The 17,807-nt window shown below is 63.8% G+C and carries 10 protein-coding genes; 7 read left to right on the top strand and 3 right to left on the bottom strand.

What is annotated here, in order from left to right:
* Window positions 1-704: 704 nt before the first annotated feature.
* Window positions 705-977: an oxidative damage protection protein gene (locus OKW41_RS33795; protein ID WP_026225286.1), complete on the bottom strand. Its 273-nt coding sequence runs from the start codon at window positions 975-977 to the stop codon at window positions 705-707.
* 74 nt (window positions 978-1,051) lie between these two features.
* Window positions 1,052-2,440: an amino-acid N-acetyltransferase gene (gene argA / locus OKW41_RS33790; protein WP_184070952.1), complete on the bottom strand. Its 1,389-nt coding sequence runs from the start codon at window positions 2,438-2,440 to the stop codon at window positions 1,052-1,054.
* Between the two features lie 123 nt (window positions 2,441-2,563).
* Between argA and OKW41_RS33785 the strand changes: the two genes are divergently transcribed.
* A complete protein-coding gene (locus tag OKW41_RS33785; protein WP_429575304.1) occupies window positions 2,564-2,779 on the top strand; it encodes a hypothetical protein in 216 nt (71 codons plus the stop codon).
* Entirely contained in the window at window positions 2,776-7,119 is a 4,344-nt protein-coding gene (gene hrpA, locus OKW41_RS33780; protein WP_429575303.1) for an ATP-dependent RNA helicase HrpA, read from the top strand. The genes OKW41_RS33785 and hrpA overlap by 4 nt, the downstream gene beginning before the upstream one ends.
* A 149-nt stretch (window positions 7,120-7,268) precedes the next feature.
* Here the strand turns inward: hrpA and OKW41_RS33775 are convergent, their stop codons facing one another.
* Window positions 7,269-9,779 carry a YadA family autotransporter adhesin gene (locus OKW41_RS33775; RefSeq protein ID WP_429575302.1) on the bottom strand — a complete coding sequence of 837 codons (2,511 nt, stop codon included), beginning with the start codon at window positions 9,777-9,779 and terminating at the stop codon, window positions 7,269-7,271.
* Between the two features lie 580 nt (window positions 9,780-10,359).
* Between OKW41_RS33775 and OKW41_RS33770 the strand changes: the two genes are divergently transcribed.
* From OKW41_RS33770 to OKW41_RS33750, 5 genes are all read left to right on the top strand, one after another.
* A complete protein-coding gene (locus tag OKW41_RS33770; protein ID WP_429575301.1) occupies window positions 10,360-11,379 on the top strand; it encodes a beta-propeller fold lactonase family protein in 1,020 nt (339 codons plus the stop codon).
* A gap of 90 nt (window positions 11,380-11,469) precedes the next feature.
* Complete coding sequence (locus OKW41_RS33765) at window positions 11,470-12,468, top strand: sterol desaturase family protein (RefSeq protein WP_429450479.1); 999 nt, start codon at window positions 11,470-11,472, stop codon at window positions 12,466-12,468.
* A gap of 197 nt (window positions 12,469-12,665) precedes the next feature.
* Complete coding sequence (locus tag OKW41_RS33760) at window positions 12,666-13,499, top strand: EI24 domain-containing protein (RefSeq protein WP_429450477.1); 834 nt, start codon at window positions 12,666-12,668, stop codon at window positions 13,497-13,499.
* A 19-nt stretch (window positions 13,500-13,518) separates the two neighbouring features.
* On the top strand, window positions 13,519-14,367 hold the full coding sequence (locus tag OKW41_RS33755; protein ID WP_429575300.1) for a competence/damage-inducible protein A: 849 nt from the start codon (window positions 13,519-13,521) through the stop codon (window positions 14,365-14,367).
* Window positions 14,368-14,875: 508 nt separating this feature from the next.
* Complete coding sequence (locus OKW41_RS33750; RefSeq protein WP_429576525.1) at window positions 14,876-17,773, top strand: GH92 family glycosyl hydrolase; 2,898 nt, start codon at window positions 14,876-14,878, stop codon at window positions 17,771-17,773.
* Window positions 17,774-17,807 lie beyond the last annotated feature (34 nt).

Here is a 17,807-nt window from a genome sequence, read left to right as displayed (position 1 = left end):
GCGTTCCGCCACGGTTGCTGGGAAGTGTAATTTCGTGAGCAAGGCGAGGCTATTCGCGGCACCGGTTATCCGGCGGCGGAACGGATGGCGAAAAGAAGCAAACGCCCGTGCCTCGCGGTAAGTTCGCGAAAAAACACTCAACTAGATTGTGCTGACTGTTGCACCTGCGTGGCCGTGGAAGGGGGGCAGATGCATGAGGGACGCGGGGCTGGCGGGAAACTGACCCTGCGCCGCTGAAGGCTTGAAACGAAAAAGGCCGGTCTTGAATTTTCCGCCTTAGGCGGGGAAACGACCGACGAGCCTTCTTGTTTAAAAACAGTTCAATCCAGGATGGCGCGTGCGCGGAAAAACACACGATGAACCAACTTGAAAGAACACGAATGAAGGTGAATTGCGGCTGAAACGAGGGCACATGTTAGCACGATGCCAGAGGATCATGCAAATCGGCGGTGCGAGGCAGGGCCGCCAATGGGACTCGATCCATTGCGGGACGGGAGATCTGGCGGGGTCGGAACGGCCCTGAAAAAACGGACCGCGTAGAACATTGGCGAGCGCTTTTTGAGGCGAAGACGATGCGAGCGGCGGGCGCGATGCGCGGCCGATGTTGGTGCGAAAAAAATCCGCGCTCGCGGCGCGGACTTTCAGGCGTGTGTTTGCTCGGTTTGGGCGACGCGTTGTGTCGTGTCGTCCTCGACGAGGCTAGCTCAGGCCGACGGCGGCACGTAGCCCGACGCGGTATCCGCGCCTTCGCCGAAGAAGAACTTTTCGGTCTGCTTCATCAGATACTGCCGCGCGCGCGGATCTGCCATGTTCAGGCGGTTTTCGTTGATCAACATGGTCTGCTGCTTCAACCAGCTCTGCCAGGCTTCCTTCGAGATACTTTCGTAGATCCGCTTGCCGAGTTCGCCCGGCAGCGGCGGGAAATCGAGGCCTTCGGCTTCCTTGCCGAGCTTCGCGCATTGAACCATACGAGTCATGCTGTGCTTCTCCTGTAATCGATGTGGGGCGGGCAGACGCCGGTTCGGATCAGATGGGGGCGATCACGAAGTACTCAAAGCTGTTTCATCAGCACGAGCGATTTGCGCTGCCAGTTATAGAGTCGGCGGCGGTCTTCGGGCAAGTCGTCGACCGTAACCTTGACGAAGCCGCGCTTCAGGAACCAGTGTTCGGTGCGCGTGGTGAGCACGAAAATGCGCGTGAGGCCACGTGCCCGCGCGCGCTGTTCGATGCGCTTGAGCAGGCGCTCGCCGTCGCCGGTGCCTTGAGCTTCGGGCGCGACGGTCAGGCACGCCATTTCGCCGATGCGCTCCTGCGGATACGGATACAGCGCCGCGCAGCCGAACAGCACGCCGTCGTGCTCGATCACCGAGAAATGGTCGATATCGCGTTCGATCTGGTGACGGCCGCGTCGTACCAGCGTGCCGTCTGTTTCGAGCGGCTCGATCAGGGCGAGAATGCCGCCGACGTCGTCCGGCGTTGCTTCGCGCAGGCTTTCGAGGTTCTCGTACGAAATCATCGTGCCGACGCCATCGTGCAGGAACAGTTCGAGCAGCAGGCTGCCGTCGAGCGCGTACGGGATGATGTGCGCACGCGGCACGCCGCCGCGGCAGGCGCGGATCGAATGCTTCAGGTAGAACGCGGCGTCGCCGGTCACTTCGCCGCTTTCGTGCAGCTTGTAGGCGTCGTCGAGCGATAGTTCGCGGATCAGCTCTGTGCCGCTCTCGCCGGTTTCCATCAGGCCCGGCGTTTCGGTCAGGAACACGATCTTGTCGGCGCGCAGCGCGATCGCCGCGGCCGAGGCCACGTCTTCCATCGACAGATTGAATGCCTCACCGGTGGGCGAGAAGCCGAGCGGCGACAGCAGCACGAGCTTGCGGCTCGCAAGCGAGTGTCGGATCGAATCCGCGTCGATCTTGCGCACGAGGCCCGTGTGCTGGAAGTCGACGCCGTCCAGAATGCCGACGGGGCGCGCCGTCACGAAGTTGCCCGATACGACGCTGATGTGCGCGTGCGCCATTGGCGTGTTCGGCAGCCCCTGGCTGATCGCGGCTTCGATGTCGAGACGCACTTCGCCGGCCGCCTCCTTCGCGGACTCGAGCGCGCGCGCGTCGGTGATGCGCATGCCGTGTGAAAACTCCGATTCGACGCCGTGCAGGCTCATCTGTTCCTCGACCTGCGGGCGCGAGCCATGCACCAGCACGATCTGGATGCCCATTGCCTGCAGAAGCGCGATGTCCGACACGAGCGCATTCAGCAGCCCCTGATGCACCACTTCGCCGCCGAAACCCACGACGAATGTCTTGTTTCGGAACGCGTGGATATACGGGGCGACGGAACGCATCCAGTCGACAAATTGCGCGTGCTGGGCGAGGGTTTCCGGCGAGTCGGCGGGGGCCGGGACGCTCGCGGGCGCGGGGACGAGGTCGGTTTGGGAATTCATGCCGGGGATTATAATGCGCCCCCATGTCGAATGTACCCAAAAGTCCCGCTGGGGCGAACGAGAAACCGGCGTCGGCCGGCGAGCCGGCCAACCCCGGCGATACGATGCGCCGCCCAGCGCAGGATGCGAGACCCGATCAGGCGCGTGACGCGCGTCGGGGGGCGGGCGCGTCTGCGCGAAAGGTGCCGCCTGAAGGGGGCGGTGCAGGTCGAAAAGGTCGCGAAGAGCACGCTGGCCCGCGTGACGAACGGCGCGGTGAATCCCGCGATGAATCGGATGAAGCGTCTGGTGCGAAGCGGGGCGGTGGGGCTCGTGGCGAGCAACGTGGCGCTTCGTTGAGCGAGCAGCTTGGCCAATTCCGTACTGCACTTCATAACGCGGCCCGTGAGCAGCAGAGCGATGGGCCGCAAAGCGGGCAGCGGGGTGGGCCGCAAGGCGAGCGCCGCAATACGCCTTCGGCCGCGCTTCGCGGTGAGCATGGCCAGCAGGCTCGCGACGAGGGAGGTGATGCGCGGCAAAGCGAGCAGCGGAATGAAATCCGCGACGCGCGCTCGGACACGCCTCGCGTTGAACAGCGTCATGCGTCTCGCAACGAACAGGGAGATCGCGGGCCACGTAGCGAGCAACGCGGATCGACCCGCGGCGAGCAACGTCACGGATCGCGCGACAAACAATCGGGCGAGCCGCGCAAGGAACCTCGCGCGCCGCGCGAAGCGCGGCCGTCGCGGGTCGTCGAGCCGAATCCGATTCCACCGGTCACGTTCCCCGAAGCGCTTCCTGTCTCCGGTCGTCGCGACGAGATCGCGCGGGCGATCGCGGAGAATCAGGTCGTGATCGTGTCGGGCGAAACCGGCTCGGGCAAGACCACGCAGTTGCCGAAAATCTGCCTCGCGCTTGGCCGCGGTCTCGGTGCCGGCGGCAATGGTCTGATCGGCCATACGCAGCCGCGCCGGATCGCCGCGTCGGCGACCGGGCGCCGTATCGCCGAGGAACTCGGCACGCCGTTCGGCGAAGTGGTCGGCTATAAGGTGCGCTTCAACGACAACCTCGCGCCGGGCGCATCGGTCAAGCTGATGACCGACGGCATTCTGCTTGCGGAAACGCAGACCGATCCGCTGCTGAATGCCTACGACACGCTGATCATCGACGAAGCACACGAGCGCAGCCTCAACATCGATTTTCTGCTCGGCTACCTGAAGGAGATTCTTCCCAAGCGTCCCGACCTGAAGCTGATCGTCACCTCGGCGACGATCGACGCCGACCGTTTTGCGCGTCATTTCGGCAGTGACGACAAGCCCGCGCCGGTGATCGAAGTGAGCGGCCGGATGTATCCGGTCGAGGTACGTTACCGTCCGGTCGTCGAGGACAGCCCGGCGGTCAAGGCGGCGCAAGGGACCTCGGGTGCAACCTCGTCTGGCCGCGAGCGCCCGAAGACGCAGCGCGAGACTGATCGTGATCTGATGGAGGCGATCGTCGACGCTGTCGACGAACTGTGCCGCGAAGGCCCCGGCGACGTACTGGTATTCCTGCCCGGCGAGCGCGAGATTCGCGACGCCGCCGAGGCGCTGCGCAAACATCATCCGCCCCACACGGAGATCCTGCCGCTGTTCGCGCGGCTCTCGGCCGCCGAGCAGGAGCGCGTGTTCCGCGCGTCGAACGCGCGCCGCATCGTGCTCGCGACCAACGTCGCCGAAACTTCGCTGACGGTACCCGGCATCCGCTACGTGGTCGACACCGGCCTTGCGCGCGTGAAGCGCTACTCGTATCGCAACAAGGTCGAGCAGTTGCAGGTCGAGTCGATTTCGCAGGCCGCCGCGAACCAGCGCGCGGGGCGTTGCGGTCGGGTCGCCGATGGCATCTGCATTCGTCTGTATGAGGACAGCGACTTCCAGGGCCGCGCGCGCTTCACCGATCCGGAAATTCTGCGCTCGTCGCTTGCTTCGGTGATTCTGCGCATGAAGTCGCTGCATCTGACGGCGATCGAAACCTTCCCGTTTATCGAACCGCCGCCGGGCCGTGCGATTTCCGATGGCTACCAGTTGCTCAACGAGCTCGGCGCCGTCGACGACGACACCCACCTGACGCCGCTCGGCCGCGAACTCGCGCGACTGCCGCTCGATCCGCGCGTCGGCCGCATGATCCTCGCCGCGCGCGACCAGCAGGCGCTGAAGGAAGTGCTGATCATCGCGAGTGCGCTGTCCGTGCAGGACCCGCGCGATCGCCCGATCGAAGCGCAGGAGCAGGCGGACCAGGCGCATCGCCGGTTCGCCGACGAGCGCTCCGAATTCCTGCAGTGGCTGAAGATCTGGAACTGGTTCGACGAAGCGATCGCGCACAAGAAATCGAACCGGCAACTGCAGGACGAGTGCCGCAAGAACTTCCTGTCGCAACTGCGGCTGCGCGAATGGCGCGACGTCCACTCGCAACTGCTGACGGTGGTGCGCGAGCACGGCTGGCGGCTGAACGAAGCGGAGGCGACATTCGAGCAGATCCATCTGGCGCTGCTGACCGGTCTGCTCGGCAACATCGGCCTGAAAGCCGACGACGAGCCGTACTACCTCGGCGCGCGCGGCATCAAGTTCTATTTGTGGCCCGGCTCGGCGCTCGTGAAAAAAGCAGGCAAGTGGGTGATGGCCGCCGAGCTCGTCGAAACGAGCCGTCTGTACGCGCGCTGTATCGCGAAAATCGAGCCGGAGTGGGTCGAGAAGGTCGGCGCGCATCTGCTCAAGAAGTCGTTGTCCGAGCCGCATTGGGAAAAGCGCGCGGCGCAGGTGTCCGCGTTCGAGCGCGCGATGCTGTACGGCCTGCCGATCTATCACCGGCGGCGCGTCGCATTCGGCAAGCAGGACCCGGCGCGGGCGCGCGAGTTGTTCATTCGCGGTGCGCTCGTCGAAGGCGAGTTCGACACGAAGCTTGCGTTCTTCGCGCACAGCCGCAAGTTGCTCGCGGACATCGAGCAGCTCGAGCACAAGTCGCGCCGCCAGGACGTGCTCGTCGACGACGAATTGATCTACGCGTTCTACGATCAGGCGCTGCCGGACGGCATCCATACCGGCGCCGCGTTCGAGCGCTGGTATCGCGACGAGGTCGAAAAGAGCGGCCAGGCGGAGGACAAGCTGCGGCTGTTGTATTTGTCCCGAGACGATCTGATGCGGCACGAGGCGGCGGGTGTCACGACGGATCTGTTCCCTAAGCGGCTGATGATGGCGGGCATCGAGATGGCGCTGACCTACCACTTCGAGCCGGGCACGCCGCGCGACGGCGTGACGCTCGCAGTGCCGCTGTACGCGCTGAACCAGGTCGACGCGCGCCGCTGTGAGTGGCTCGTGCCCGGGATGCTGAAAGAAAAGGCGCAGATGCTGCTGAAGTCGCTGCCGCAAAAGCTGCGTCGGCATTGCGTGCCGCTCCCCGAGTACGCGGCGGGCTTCGCCGAACGGCACGGCGCACAGCGCTTCGGAGGAGGGGGCTTGCTCGAGGCGCTGATCGCCGACCTGCGCGAGCAGACCCAGGTCACGATGAAGCAGTCCGACTTCAAGCTCGAGACGCTGCCCGCGCATCTGTTCATGAACTTCAAGGTCATCGACGAACATGGCCGGCAGCTCGCGATGGGGCGAAATTTGTCGCAACTGCGCGCCGAGCTCGGCGCTCAGGCGCAGCAGCATTTCCAGAAGCTCGTTTCGGGCGCGGCGGGCGCCGCCTTGGCCGACGCGGGCGGCGGTGTTGCGGCACCTGCACGCTCTCCAGATTTGGCTCAGAGTGGCGCGTCGCGCGGCAAGGGCGCGGCCGCGCCGCAATCCGCGACACCCGAAGGCGCACCAGCCACCGCGCTCTATGAAAACCTGACCACGTGGAATTTCGGCAAGTTGCCCGAGTTGCTCGAAATTCGCCGTGGTGGTCAGACGCTGTTTGGCTACCCGGCGCTCGTGGACCGTGGCACCCATTGCGACGTCGAGGTGTTCGATTCGCCGGAAGAAGCCGCGCGGATTCATCGGGCGGGCTTGCGTCGGCTTTTCGCGCTGCAGTTGAAGGAGCCGATCAAGTATCTGGAGAAGAATCTGCCGGGCCTGCGCGAAATGGCCATGCAGTTCATGCCGCGAGGCACGCAGGAGGAACTGCGCGATCAGCTGATCGACACCGCACTCGACCGCGCGTGTCTGCAGGATCCGCTGCCCGACGACGATGCGAGCTTCCATGTCCGCCGCGACGAAGGGCGTAGCCGCCTCACGTTGCTCGCGCAGGAAATTTCGCGGTTGGTCGGTCAGATTCTTGGCGAATACGCGAGCCTGACGAAGAAGCTCCTGCAGGCGAAGCCATTCGCGGCCGCGTACACCGATCTGCAGAATCAGCTCGATGCGCTGATCGGCAAGCGTTTTGTCGTCGATACGCCGTATGCCCAACTCGCACATTTCCCGCGTTATCTGAAGGGGATGGCGCTGCGTATCGACAAGCTGCGCGCGGACGCCATACGCGACGCGCGCCAGTTCGCCGAATTCCAGCCGCTGCTGCAGCACTATCAGCGCGCGATGTCGCAGCGCGGCGGCGTCGTGGATCCGCGGCTTGCGGAATTCCGCTGGCTGCTCGAAGAATTGCGCATCTCGCTGTTTGCGCAGGAGTTGCGCACCCCGATGCCGGTTTCGGTGAAGCGCCTGCACAAGGTGTGGGAGTCGATGCAGCGCTAAAGCCAGGGCGCTCGCTCGCGGACGCTGGACACTGGGTGTGCACCGCGGCCGATGAGCGGGCCCGCGCACCGGTGCGCGCGGGGTACACCGAGCGTCCTTTGAACGCCGTCGCGGCCGGACTCGGTCCGATACGTTCGCACGAGCTGATTTCACCAATGCATCCCCGCGCCGATCGATGCGCCGAACTGTCGGCGAGAGTCGGTGCTGCCTTGGACCTTGTAGATCCATTTGCCGGTGTCCGACAACTGCGACACGCTGATTGCGAGCGCAGATTGACCGCCGTACGTGCCACCCGCCATGGCGACCATGCCGTGTCCCGGCAGGACCGCTTGCGGCAAAGCTGCCATCGCGAGCGCCGATGCCGTGCCCCCGTAGCTGTCCCGACGGGCGGAGCGGATCTGGTCGTCGGTATAGCGATTCGACGCGCTGATCGCGCCGCTCACGCTTTGCTGCAACTGATTGACGTTGACCGCGTCGGTGCCTCGTACGCCGGCCGCGACGTTGGCGATCTGGCGTTCCTGGCCCGCCGCGCCAACCGATACCGTGTTCGCTCGGTCGGCGACGGAGCCCTGGCCTAACGCCACCGAGTTGTCGGCGCTCGCGCTGGCTGCGGCACCGACCGCCGTCGCGTTGTTGCCGCTGACGATGGCGTTCGCTCCGATGCTTGCCGCGTTGGTGCCGCTTGCTTGTGCATTCGCTCCGACGGCAATCGCGTTCGTACCGGCCGCCTCTGCGTTCGCACCCTCGGCGACCGTGTTGACGCCGCTCGCCCGCGCGTTCGCCCCGGCCGCAATCGCGTGCGCGCCGGACGCCTGCGCGCTCTCAGTCGCGCTATCGCCTGCCGCGCTGAACAACGGGTCGGCCGAGCCGATCGTCGCGTTATTGATCGCGCCTTCGAGCGCCGCGTTCAGCTGACCGAGGTTGACCGCGTCGGACGCCTGTACGCCGTCTGCGACGTTGTGGATGACGGTGCCCTCCGTGGTATCGCCGCCGAGCGTAACGCTGTTCCGGTTGATGCTGCCGTCGGCGTTCGTGTCGTACATGACCGCGCCGTCGAGCTTCGCTGCGGTCGCGCTGCTCTGGTCGCTCACCGCTTTCAGCTGGGCGACGTTGACCGCATCGGTGTCGGCGGTGCCAGCCGCGACGTTGGTGATCTGGCGCTCGTTGCCCGTTGAACCGACCGACACGGTACCCGCGCGATCGGCGATCGAGCCCTGGCCGAGCGCGACGGAGTTTGCAACTAGCGCGCTCGAGTTAGATCCGAGCGAAAGTGCGTTGTCGGCGGTTGCGCTGGCACCGGAGCCGAGCGCGAGGGCGCCGGCGCCGTTCGCCGTGGCGTTGGAGCCGAGCGCCGTCGCACCGGAGCCGTAGGCCGACGCTGACGCGCCCAGCGAGGTCGCGTCGGCCGTGCCGGCGACGGCGCCCGCGCCGATCGCGGTCGAGTCGGTTGCGCTGGCGCTGGCGCTGGTGCCGAATGCGGTTGCGTTGCTGCCCATAGCGCTGGCATTGCTGCCCGCGGCAAGCGCGTGCGTGCCGTCCGCGAGCGCCTCGTTGGAGCCGTCGGCCGGGTCAGCAGCGCTGAAGTAATGCAGCGCGCTGCTTTGAGCGAGTGCATCGACCTTGTTGTCGACCGCGCTCAACTGGCTCACGTTGACCGCGTCGGTGGGCGCGGCGCCCGCGGCGACGTTGGTCAGGCGACGCTCGTTGTTCGCCGAGCCGAGCGAGACTTCGCCCGTCGCGCTGGAGGCCGCGATCGGGGTGGCGCCCGTTCCCACGGGCACAAACGCGCTTTGCGACAGGTCCGTCGTGGTGCTGGCGTTGGCGCCTAGCGCGACGCTATTGTCGGCGCTCGCGTTTGCGTTGCTGCCGAGCGCGATCGCGCCGGCTCCCGCGGCCGTTGCGCCGAAGCCGATCGCGCTGGCGTAGGCGCCGCGTGCCTGCGCGGCAACGCCGAGGGCGATGGCGCCGACGCCGCTGACGACGGCATTGCTGCCAAGCGCGACGCTCGAGTCCGCGAGCGCCGAGGCCCATGCTCCGGCGGCGAGCGAGTTGGCGCCTGCGGCCTGCGCGACGTAGCCGAGCGCGGTCGATCCGACGCCGGTTGCCGTGGATAGGGAGCCGAACGCGGAGGCGGCCGAGTCCGCCGCTATTGAACCGGAGCCCGCTGCGACCGAGTCGACGCCAAGCGCCGACGCGTTCAGACCGACCGCGGTCGCGCGTTCCGCTTGCGCATTCGCATAGGGCCCGAAGGCGCTCGCGCCTTCGCCTTGTGCGGAAGAGGAGAGGCCCATGGCGACGGCGCTATCGCCCTGCGCCGTGGCGTTCGCCCCTACCGCGATCGCGCCGTCGTTTTGCGCGTTCGCCTGCGAGCCGACCGCCAGCGATGAGTTGCCGCTTGCGGTGGCCTGTGCGCCTATCGCGACCGCGATGTCGCCGGGCGCGCTGGCCGTGCCCACCTCGACGGAATCGACGCCGGCGCCTGTCGCTTCCGTGACGTAAAGGGCCGCCGCCGCTATTGCAACACCCGCGGTACTTCGAACCGCCCGGGCGATGCTTTTCTGACGCGCGGAAGCACGGTGTTTTTGCAGGCAGGCAGTTCGCGGCGCTGCGACTTTTATTTGAGACGTGGTATGGCGAATTGTCGAAATATTCTTGTTCATCAATTAAAAATCCTCCGCATTATTGTAGTTAGTGGCACGCAGCGCGTATTCCGACTTTGACGTGAAGTTATTGCCTGGTGGGGTTGAAAATATTGAAAATACAAAAACGACGGTCATTGGTAAGGCTTGCGTTATTTGGCCGAGCGCGCGTCAGCCCGGCGATGTGCGCTCGGGATTCATGGGGGAGGCGCTACCGGGGCGGCGCGTATGGAGAATTCTCCGATGTCCGCGTGCAATTCAGATATCAGCAAACTCCGAAATTCAATCGGGCTAAAAAATATATTAATACGGCTAGGTTTTTATTGATAAGGAAAGAGGAGTATTCTTATTGTTCCCGCTAATCATTTGCGCGATTTTAACCTGTGGCTGATGCATGATTGACACTGACAGGGAGAGCACATTGATTCCTCACTCGAAAACCCGCGGCGCGAGCATCAAACCGGTCGTGGCAGACGAAACCTCCCGCACCCGGCCGCGCTTCATCGCACCCGTCATTTTTCGGTCGTCGCCAGTGATTTGCGTCAACCGCCCGGACCGGCAAACGTTCTACAATGACCGTTGTTCTCCGAAGCGAGTTTTCATGCGTAAATTTTTTCTTCCCGGCTTGAGTGCCACGTTCGCCGCGACCGCGGTGCTGGTCGCCGCCGCAGGCTTTTTTTCTCCGGCGGCGCACGCCAATAACGTGATCGTGCTCAATTCCGGCGAGGCCACGCTGAGCCTGATCGACGAGAACAGCCGCCAGGTCATCGGCACCGTGCCCACGGGCAAGGAACCGCATCACCTGATGGCCACGCCGGACAATTCCTCGCTGATCGTCGCCAATTCGGTGTCGAACAGCCTGATGTTCGTCGATCCGAAAACGGGGCAGTTACAGCGCTGGGTCGAGAACATCGAAGATCCATATCAAATCGGTTTTTCGGCTGATCGCAAGTGGCTCGTCACTACGGGACTGCGGCTCGATCGACTCGACATCTATCACTACGACAACCAGAAAAACCAGATGACGCTGGCTTCACGGCTGCCGCTCGCGGTGATGCCGAGCCACATGGCGTTCTCGAATGACAGCAAGACGGTGTTCGTCTCGCTGCAGATCTCGGGCGAGCTCGCCGCCATCGACCTGCCCACGCAAACCGTCAAATGGAAGATGAAGGTCGGCAAGGTGCCCGCGGGACTGTGGATGACGCCGGGGGAAAAGTACCTGCTCGTCGGCATGACAGGCGAGGACTGCGTCGCCGTGGTGGACTGGCGCAACCAGAAGGTCGTCAAGACGATTCACACGGGCAAGGGCGCTCACAATTTCCGCTCGCTCGCCGACGGCAAGCATGTCGCGGTGTCGAACCGCGTCGCTAGCACGATCAGCATCATCGACGAAGACACGCTCACCAACGTCGGCGACATCACCGGCCTGATGCCGGGACCCGACGATATGGAACTTTCCGCCGACAAACGCTATCTGTGGGTGACCTTCCGCTTCGCGAAGCACGTGGGCATCATCGATCTCAACACGCGCAAGCTGATCCAGACCATTGCGGTGGGCCGCTCGCCGCACGGAATCTATTTCTTCGACCGCGCGCCGGTGACGGCGCCGAACGGCGCTTGAGGGACCTGAGGGTGCCCGACAGTGCCCGAGGGCAACCGAGCAGAGCAAGGACGCCACGAGCCACCAAGGATGAAGTAACAGGCCAGCATCATGTTCCATCTGATTTTCTCCTCACTCGACAGCTTCGTTTCAGCCGCGCAGACGTGGCTGTACGTCGACGTGGTGCAGCCGCTGCTGTTCCGGTTCAATCTGATGGACTACGACGAGGACACCTACGACAGCCTGTACTGGGTCATCGTCGGTGTGCTCGAGGTGCTCGCGATGTACGCGATCCTGCGTCCCCTCGAGGCGCTGCGCCCGGTCGAGCAATGGGAGAACCGCAAGGCCGTGCGCGTCGACGTGCTGTACACGTGGATCGCCAAGCTCGGCATTCTGAACCTGTTCTTTTTCTTCGCGCTGCAGCCGTTCTTCGACAACGTGCAAGGCTGGCTGCGGCTGCACGGCATCGCGAACCTGAACTTCGACAACCTGTGGCCCGGCGTGACCACGCAGCCGCTCGTCACGTTCGTCATGTATCTGCTCGTACTCGATTTCGCCGGCTACTGGTATCACCGCTGGCAGCACCGCTTCGGCGTGTGGTGGGAGCTGCATGCGGTACACCATAGTCAGCGGCAGATGTCGCTGTGGTCCGACGATCGCAACCATCTGCTCGACGAACTGCTGCAGGCGTCTTTCTTCGCGATGATTGCGCTCGCAATCGGTGTGCCGCCGTCGCAGTTCGTCGTGCTGGTTGCGATCACGAATCTCGCGCAAAGCGTGCAGCACGCGAACATCCGCCTGTATTACGGCTGGCTCGGCGAGCGGCTGCTCGTCAGCCCGGCGTTCCACCGCCGTCACCACGCGATCGGGTACGGTCATGAAGGGCTCAATTACGGCTGCAATTTCGGCGTGCTGTTCCCGTGGTGGGACATGTTGTTCCGCAGCGTGTCGTGGAGCCGCGATATGGAGCCGACCGGTATCAGCGATCAGCTCGAAGGCCGCCGCTATGGCGATGGATTCTGGGCGCAGCACTGGTTCGCCTTCGTGCGCATCGCGCATCGCCTCGTATCGAAGCGTCGCGCAGCCGGCAACGACACCGCTGCCGTTTGAGTCGGTTCAGAGACCGTTCCGAGTCCACTGCGGATCCATTCGAGCGCGCACTCCGCCGTGCTGCTCACCTCCACCGGCGGCGCGTCCCTTGGTTTATGCTGTGCACGTTCGAGCGCACCCTCCAGTGCCCCAGCATGCCTGGCCCGGGCGCGGCGCGATTCTCCCGTCCATCGTTTCGTTCGCAGGCACTGGCTCGCATGAATGATCTGTTGCGCTCGTTTGGGCGCGCACTCGCAAGCGCGTTGCATCCGCGCATGCTCTGGCTGACCTTCAAACCGTTTATCGTCGCGACGGTCGGCTGGGGCGTACTCCTGTGGTTCTTCTGGCAGACGCTGACCGGCGCGACGCGCACCTGGCTCGACGATTGGTCCTTCACCGCCACGCTTTATCATCTGTTCGACGTGCTCGGTTTTTCGACGCTGCACGCGGTCATCGCGCCGTTCATCGTGATTGCGATGGCGATCCCGCTGATCGTCGTCACGGTGCTGCTGCTGATCGCCATGCTGTCGATGTCGGCCGTGATCCGCTTTCTCGCGGCCCGCCAGTTCGCCGGGCTGGAGATGCGCCACGGCGGAACGTGGTACGGTAGCCTCGGTCAGGCGCTCTGGACCACGCTGCTGTGTCTCGCGCTGCTGATCGTCACGTTGCCGCTGTGGCTCGTGCCGCCATTCTTCGCGTTGATTCCGCCGCTGCTGTGGGGATGGCTCACGTATCGCGTGATGACCTACGACGCGCTCTCGTTGCATGCGACGCGCGACGAGCGGCGCGAACTGGTGCGGCGCCACCGGCTGCCGTTGCTGCTGATCGGTATCGTGAGCGGCCTGCTAGGTTCGTTGCCGACGCTGTTGTGGGCGTCGTCGGTATGGCTGATTGTGCTGTTCCCGGTGATCACGACGGTGACGATCTGGATTTACGCGTTCATCCTCGTGTTCTCGGCGCTATGGTTCGGCGACTACTGCCTGCGCGCGCTGCAGCGCATGCGGGCGGAAGCGCCTGGCGGCGCGCGCGAGGTCGCGCCGGTTCCCTATTGATCAAAATAAAGAGGCGGCAATGGCATTTGGCGTCATCATCATCGGCGATGAAATCCTGTCGGGCAGACGCGTCGACAAGCATCTGCCGAAGGTCATCGAGTTGCTCCGCGGGCGCGGGCTGTCGCTCGGCTGGGCGGAGTACATCGGCGACGATCCGGAGCGCATCACGGCGACGCTGCGGCGCACGTTCGCGTCGGGCGACATCGTGTTCTCGACAGGCGGTATCGGTGCGACACCGGACGACCACACGCGCCAGTGCGCGGCGGCCGCGCTCGGCGTGCCGCTCGAGCTGCATCCGGAAGCCGCGAAGCTGATTCAGGAGCGTATCCGCGACATGTATCCGGCGAACTCGCCGGCGCCGCTCGATCTGAACTCGCCCGAGAACCGGCATCGCCTGAATATGGGCACGTACCCGCAGGGCGCCGACATCATTCCGAACGGCTACAACAAGATTCCGGGCTTTTCGATCCGCCAACACCATTTCGTGCCGGGTTTTCCGGTGATGGCCTGGCCGATGATCGAGTGGGTGCTCGACACGCAGTACGCGCATCTGCATCACACGACGCCGCACGCTGAAAAATCGCTGCTGGTGTTCGAGTTGCCGGAGTCGCGCGTGACGCCGCTGATGGAGAAAATCGAGCGCGATTTTCCGGGCGTGCGGGTGTTCAGCCTGCCGAGCGTCGGGGATGCGGAGCGCGGCGGCGTGTATGCGCGGCATCACATCGATCTGGGTGTGAAGGGTGAACCGGAAGCCGTCGCCGCGGCGTTTGTGAAGCTGCGAGAGGGGGTGCATCTGCTCGGTGGCGATATCGTCGAGCCTGAAGCGGCGGCTACGGCGGCAGCGGCCACGGGTAAGCCGCGAAGCTGAGCGGGTGACAGCGGTCCGCCGGGCAGCTGTACTGTACGACCCGCGCAGTTCAGGATGTCGGGCGCCGCGCGCACATGCCGCTTCAACGCACATCGACATGCGCGCAGCGCGGGGCCGGCAACTCCGCGCAACTAATCGCCGCTTCTTCTGCGTGCCTCTCGATGCGACTCATCGTCGGCATTCAAGTATCTCTACGGGCATTGCTAAATAAAATTCGTTATGCATAACCGGGCATTCCTCCAGACCCGGTCCATTCCATTGCCTCGATTAATCCAATAATTGGATATTCCATCGCGAATTTTAGTTTGTTTAGTAAATTAAAATAAACTTAAATCGGAATGGATAATCGATTGACGCAATTCGAATCGCTCCTATAGCATGGCCTCCAGTCATTGACCCGATCGTCAAACGATAATCGCGACGACTAAACGGATGACTAAACAATACTCAGGAGGCAGCCGTGATAGATATACGCCGTCTTTCGGTCGCTTTGCTTATTACCGGTGCTATGACGGGTTGTGGAGGAGATAGTCCGGGCAGTCAGGCCGGCTCTGCCGCGGTGGCGTCGAACCAGCTTCGTGGCGTGGCTCAGAGTAGTGCAAACGCCGCATCCAACGGGTCCGTCGCCAATGCAGCAAACGATAACGCGCAAGCTTTCGCGGCCAACAACGCGAGTCAGCGCCTGACTCAATACGTCAATCCCTTGATCGGCACCCTGGCGAGCGACTCGCCGAATCCGGTGCCCGCGGGTCAAGCCGCCAGCGTGGTGCCCGCGGCGGGTCTGCCGAACGGCATGGTGCAATGGGCGCCCGATACGAATACCACGCCGGCTCCGTCGAACAGCGCGGAGCCTGGTTCGCCGGCCGGTTACTACTACGACATCGGCTCGATCCAGAGCTTCAGTCTCACGCATATGAGCGGCGCGGGCTGTTCCGGCAATGACGGCGAATTCCCCATGATGCCGACGCTCGATGCAACAAAGCCGCTCGCGCAAACGTTCAACCACGCGAATGAGAAGGCGGTAGCCGGCGCTTATTCGGTGTTGCTGGACAATCAGATCAAGGTCGAACTGACGGCGACGTTGCGCACCGGCTTCGGCCGCTTCACGTATCCGGATCAAGGGTCGTCTACTCTGGTGCTCGACACGACCTATACGAACACGCAAACGGGTGTGGCCGGCTCTGTCACGCAGGTGGACGCGCGGACGATTTCAGGCAGTACGACCGGCGGACATTTCTGCGGCAATTCGACGAATGTGCCGGTGTACTTTTATGCGCAATTCAGTCAGCCATTTGCAAACAAATCTTCTTTTACCCAAGGACGCGCCGTGATGAATTTCGGTAAAGCGAACACGGTCATGATGAAAATCGGTATTTCATACGTCAGCGTCGCCAATGCCAAGGGTAATCTCGACAAGGAAAATCCGTCCTGGGATTTCGACGGTGTAAAGGCCGTGGCCGATGCGATATGGAATCAGCGCCTCAATACGATTCAGGTGAGTAGTCAGGACACGACTGCGCTGACGAAGTTTTATACGGCGTTCTATCACGCGCTGTGGGCGCCGAGCGTATTCAGCGATTCCAACGGCCAATATATCGGCTTCGACCAGCAGGTCCATACGGTTAGCGCGGGCCACGCGGCGCAGTACACCAGCTTTTCGGGCTGGGACATCTATCGCTCGCTGATTCCGCTCAAAGCCACGCTGTTTCCTCAGGAAACCAGCGATATGGCGCAGTCGCTAGTCAACGATGCGGATCAGTGCGGCGCGATTCCGCATTGGGTCAACGACAACGTCGAGGATGGCGTGATGCCCGGCGACGCCGGCTCGCTGATCGTGGCGGGCGCCTATGCATTCGGCGCGCGAGCGTTCGATACCTCGGGCGCGCTGAAGCACATGATCAAGATGGCCAACGTTCCCGGAACGGCGTGCAATGGCGTGACCACGAACGGCGGCCGCGCCAGTTATCTGCAGTTCGGCTACATCACGAATGGCGAATGGGGGCAGGCATCGTCGACGCTCGAATACGCCAGCAGCGATTTCGCCATTTCGCAGTTTGCCGGCCAACTGGGCAATTCAACGATCCAGAAGATGCTGCTGAGCCGCTCGGCCTATTGGCAGAATCTGCTCAACACGTCGCTGTCGCCGCCTCTGATCGCCGCGCGCAACCCGGACGGAAGCTGGATTGCGCAGACGCAGAGCAGCACCGACAACTACGTCGAAGGCAATGCCGAGCAGTACACGTGGATGGTGCCGTTCAACCCGGTCGGACTGTTTGCGCAACTGGGCGGCAACACGGCGGCGGTGTCGCGCCTGAACGCGTTCTTTACGGTGTTGAACGCGGGGATGAGCCTGCCCAATTTCTATATGGGCAACGAACCGACCTTCGAGGTGCCGTGGCTATATAACTGGGCGGGTTCGCCGTCGGGCACGCAGAACGTGGTCCAGCAGATCATGGCGAGCGCCTTCGGCACAGGGCCGAACGGTTTGCCCGGCAATGACGATCTCGGCGCGGTGTCCGGATGGTACGTGTGGGGGGCGTTGGGTCTTTATCCGGAGATACCGGGTGTCGGCGGTCTCGCGATCGGCAGTCCGCAGTTTGCGTCGATCACCGTTCATCTGGGCAACGGCAAGACGCTGCGTATCCATGCACCCGGTGCGCCCAGCGCGAAGTATGTGCAGAGCCTGAGCGTCAACGGCACGGCCCACCATGGTTCGTGGCTCGACATCGATACGCTCGCCGACGGCGCCACGCTGAACTTCGTGATGGGTTCGTCTCCCTCCCAGTGGGGGACGAGCGCGGCGGACGCACCCCCTTCGTATGGCGTGCCGCTCGCGCGGAATGTGGCCGACGCATTCAACAACCACGGCATCGGCAGCGACGGCAGCACCGATACCGATGGTCTGGGTGCGGACTTCGACGGCTCGCTGTTCAGCTACTCGTCGCAGGCCTTGACGGCGGCGGGCGCAGCGCCGGGCAAACCGTTCTCCTTCGGTGGCGCGAGCTTCGTCTTGTCTGGCGGTCCGCTCGATAACGCCGTGGCGGTGGGGCAGACCATCGCGATGCCGCCCGGCACGACGGGCCGCTCATTGGTGCTGCTCGGTTCCGCGAACAATGGCCCGAGCTCGGGTGCCGCGCTCGTTACCTATACGGACGGCACGACCACACCTTTCACGCTCACGTTCGACGACTGGACGCTCAATGGTGGCGGTGCGGCGCCGGTGGACCCGATCGCGTTGACGACGACCTATCGCAATGCCGGCGACGGCAGCAACGACGGCGTCAAGACCTATCTGTTCGCGCAGAGCGTGCCACTGACGCCGGGCAAGCTCGTGGCGAGCGTCACGCTGCCGAAACAGGTCAGCGCGGGCAAGTTGCATGTGTTCGGGATTTCGGCCGCGCCCTGAACACAATGGAGCGCCGCGCGGGCGGCGCTCGACG

Origin of the sequence: Paraburkholderia sp. UCT70, from assembly GCF_050434085.1 — a bacterium.
Lineage (GTDB): Bacteria > Pseudomonadota > Gammaproteobacteria > Burkholderiales > Burkholderiaceae > Paraburkholderia > Paraburkholderia tuberum.
The sequence above is the reverse complement of the archived record's forward strand: the minus strand, read 5'-3'. Positions and strand labels throughout refer to the sequence as shown.

What these genes read in the sequence shown, in the direction of transcription:
- OKW41_RS33795 (WP_026225286.1), bottom strand. Translation starts at nt 977, where the DNA reads ATGACTCGTATGGTTCAATGCGCGAAGCTCGGCAAGGAAGCCGAAGGC.
- OKW41_RS33750 (WP_429576525.1), top strand. Translation starts at nt 14,876, where the DNA reads ATGACGGGTTGTGGAGGAGATAGTCCGGGCAGTCAGGCCGGCTCTGCC.
- OKW41_RS33770 (WP_429575301.1), top strand. Translation starts at nt 10,360, where the DNA reads ATGCGTAAATTTTTTCTTCCCGGCTTGAGTGCCACGTTCGCCGCGACC.
- OKW41_RS33755 (WP_429575300.1), top strand. Translation starts at nt 13,519, where the DNA reads ATGGCATTTGGCGTCATCATCATCGGCGATGAAATCCTGTCGGGCAGA.
- OKW41_RS33760 (WP_429450477.1), top strand. Translation starts at nt 12,666, where the DNA reads ATGAATGATCTGTTGCGCTCGTTTGGGCGCGCACTCGCAAGCGCGTTG.
- OKW41_RS33765 (WP_429450479.1), top strand. Translation starts at nt 11,470, where the DNA reads ATGTTCCATCTGATTTTCTCCTCACTCGACAGCTTCGTTTCAGCCGCG.
- argA (WP_184070952.1), bottom strand. Translation starts at nt 2,440, where the DNA reads ATGAATTCCCAAACCGACCTCGTCCCCGCGCCCGCGAGCGTCCCGGCC.
- OKW41_RS33775 (WP_429575302.1), bottom strand. Translation starts at nt 9,779, where the DNA reads ATGAACAAGAATATTTCGACAATTCGCCATACCACGTCTCAAATAAAA.
- OKW41_RS33785 (WP_429575304.1), top strand. Translation starts at nt 2,564, where the DNA reads ATGCGAGACCCGATCAGGCGCGTGACGCGCGTCGGGGGGCGGGCGCGT.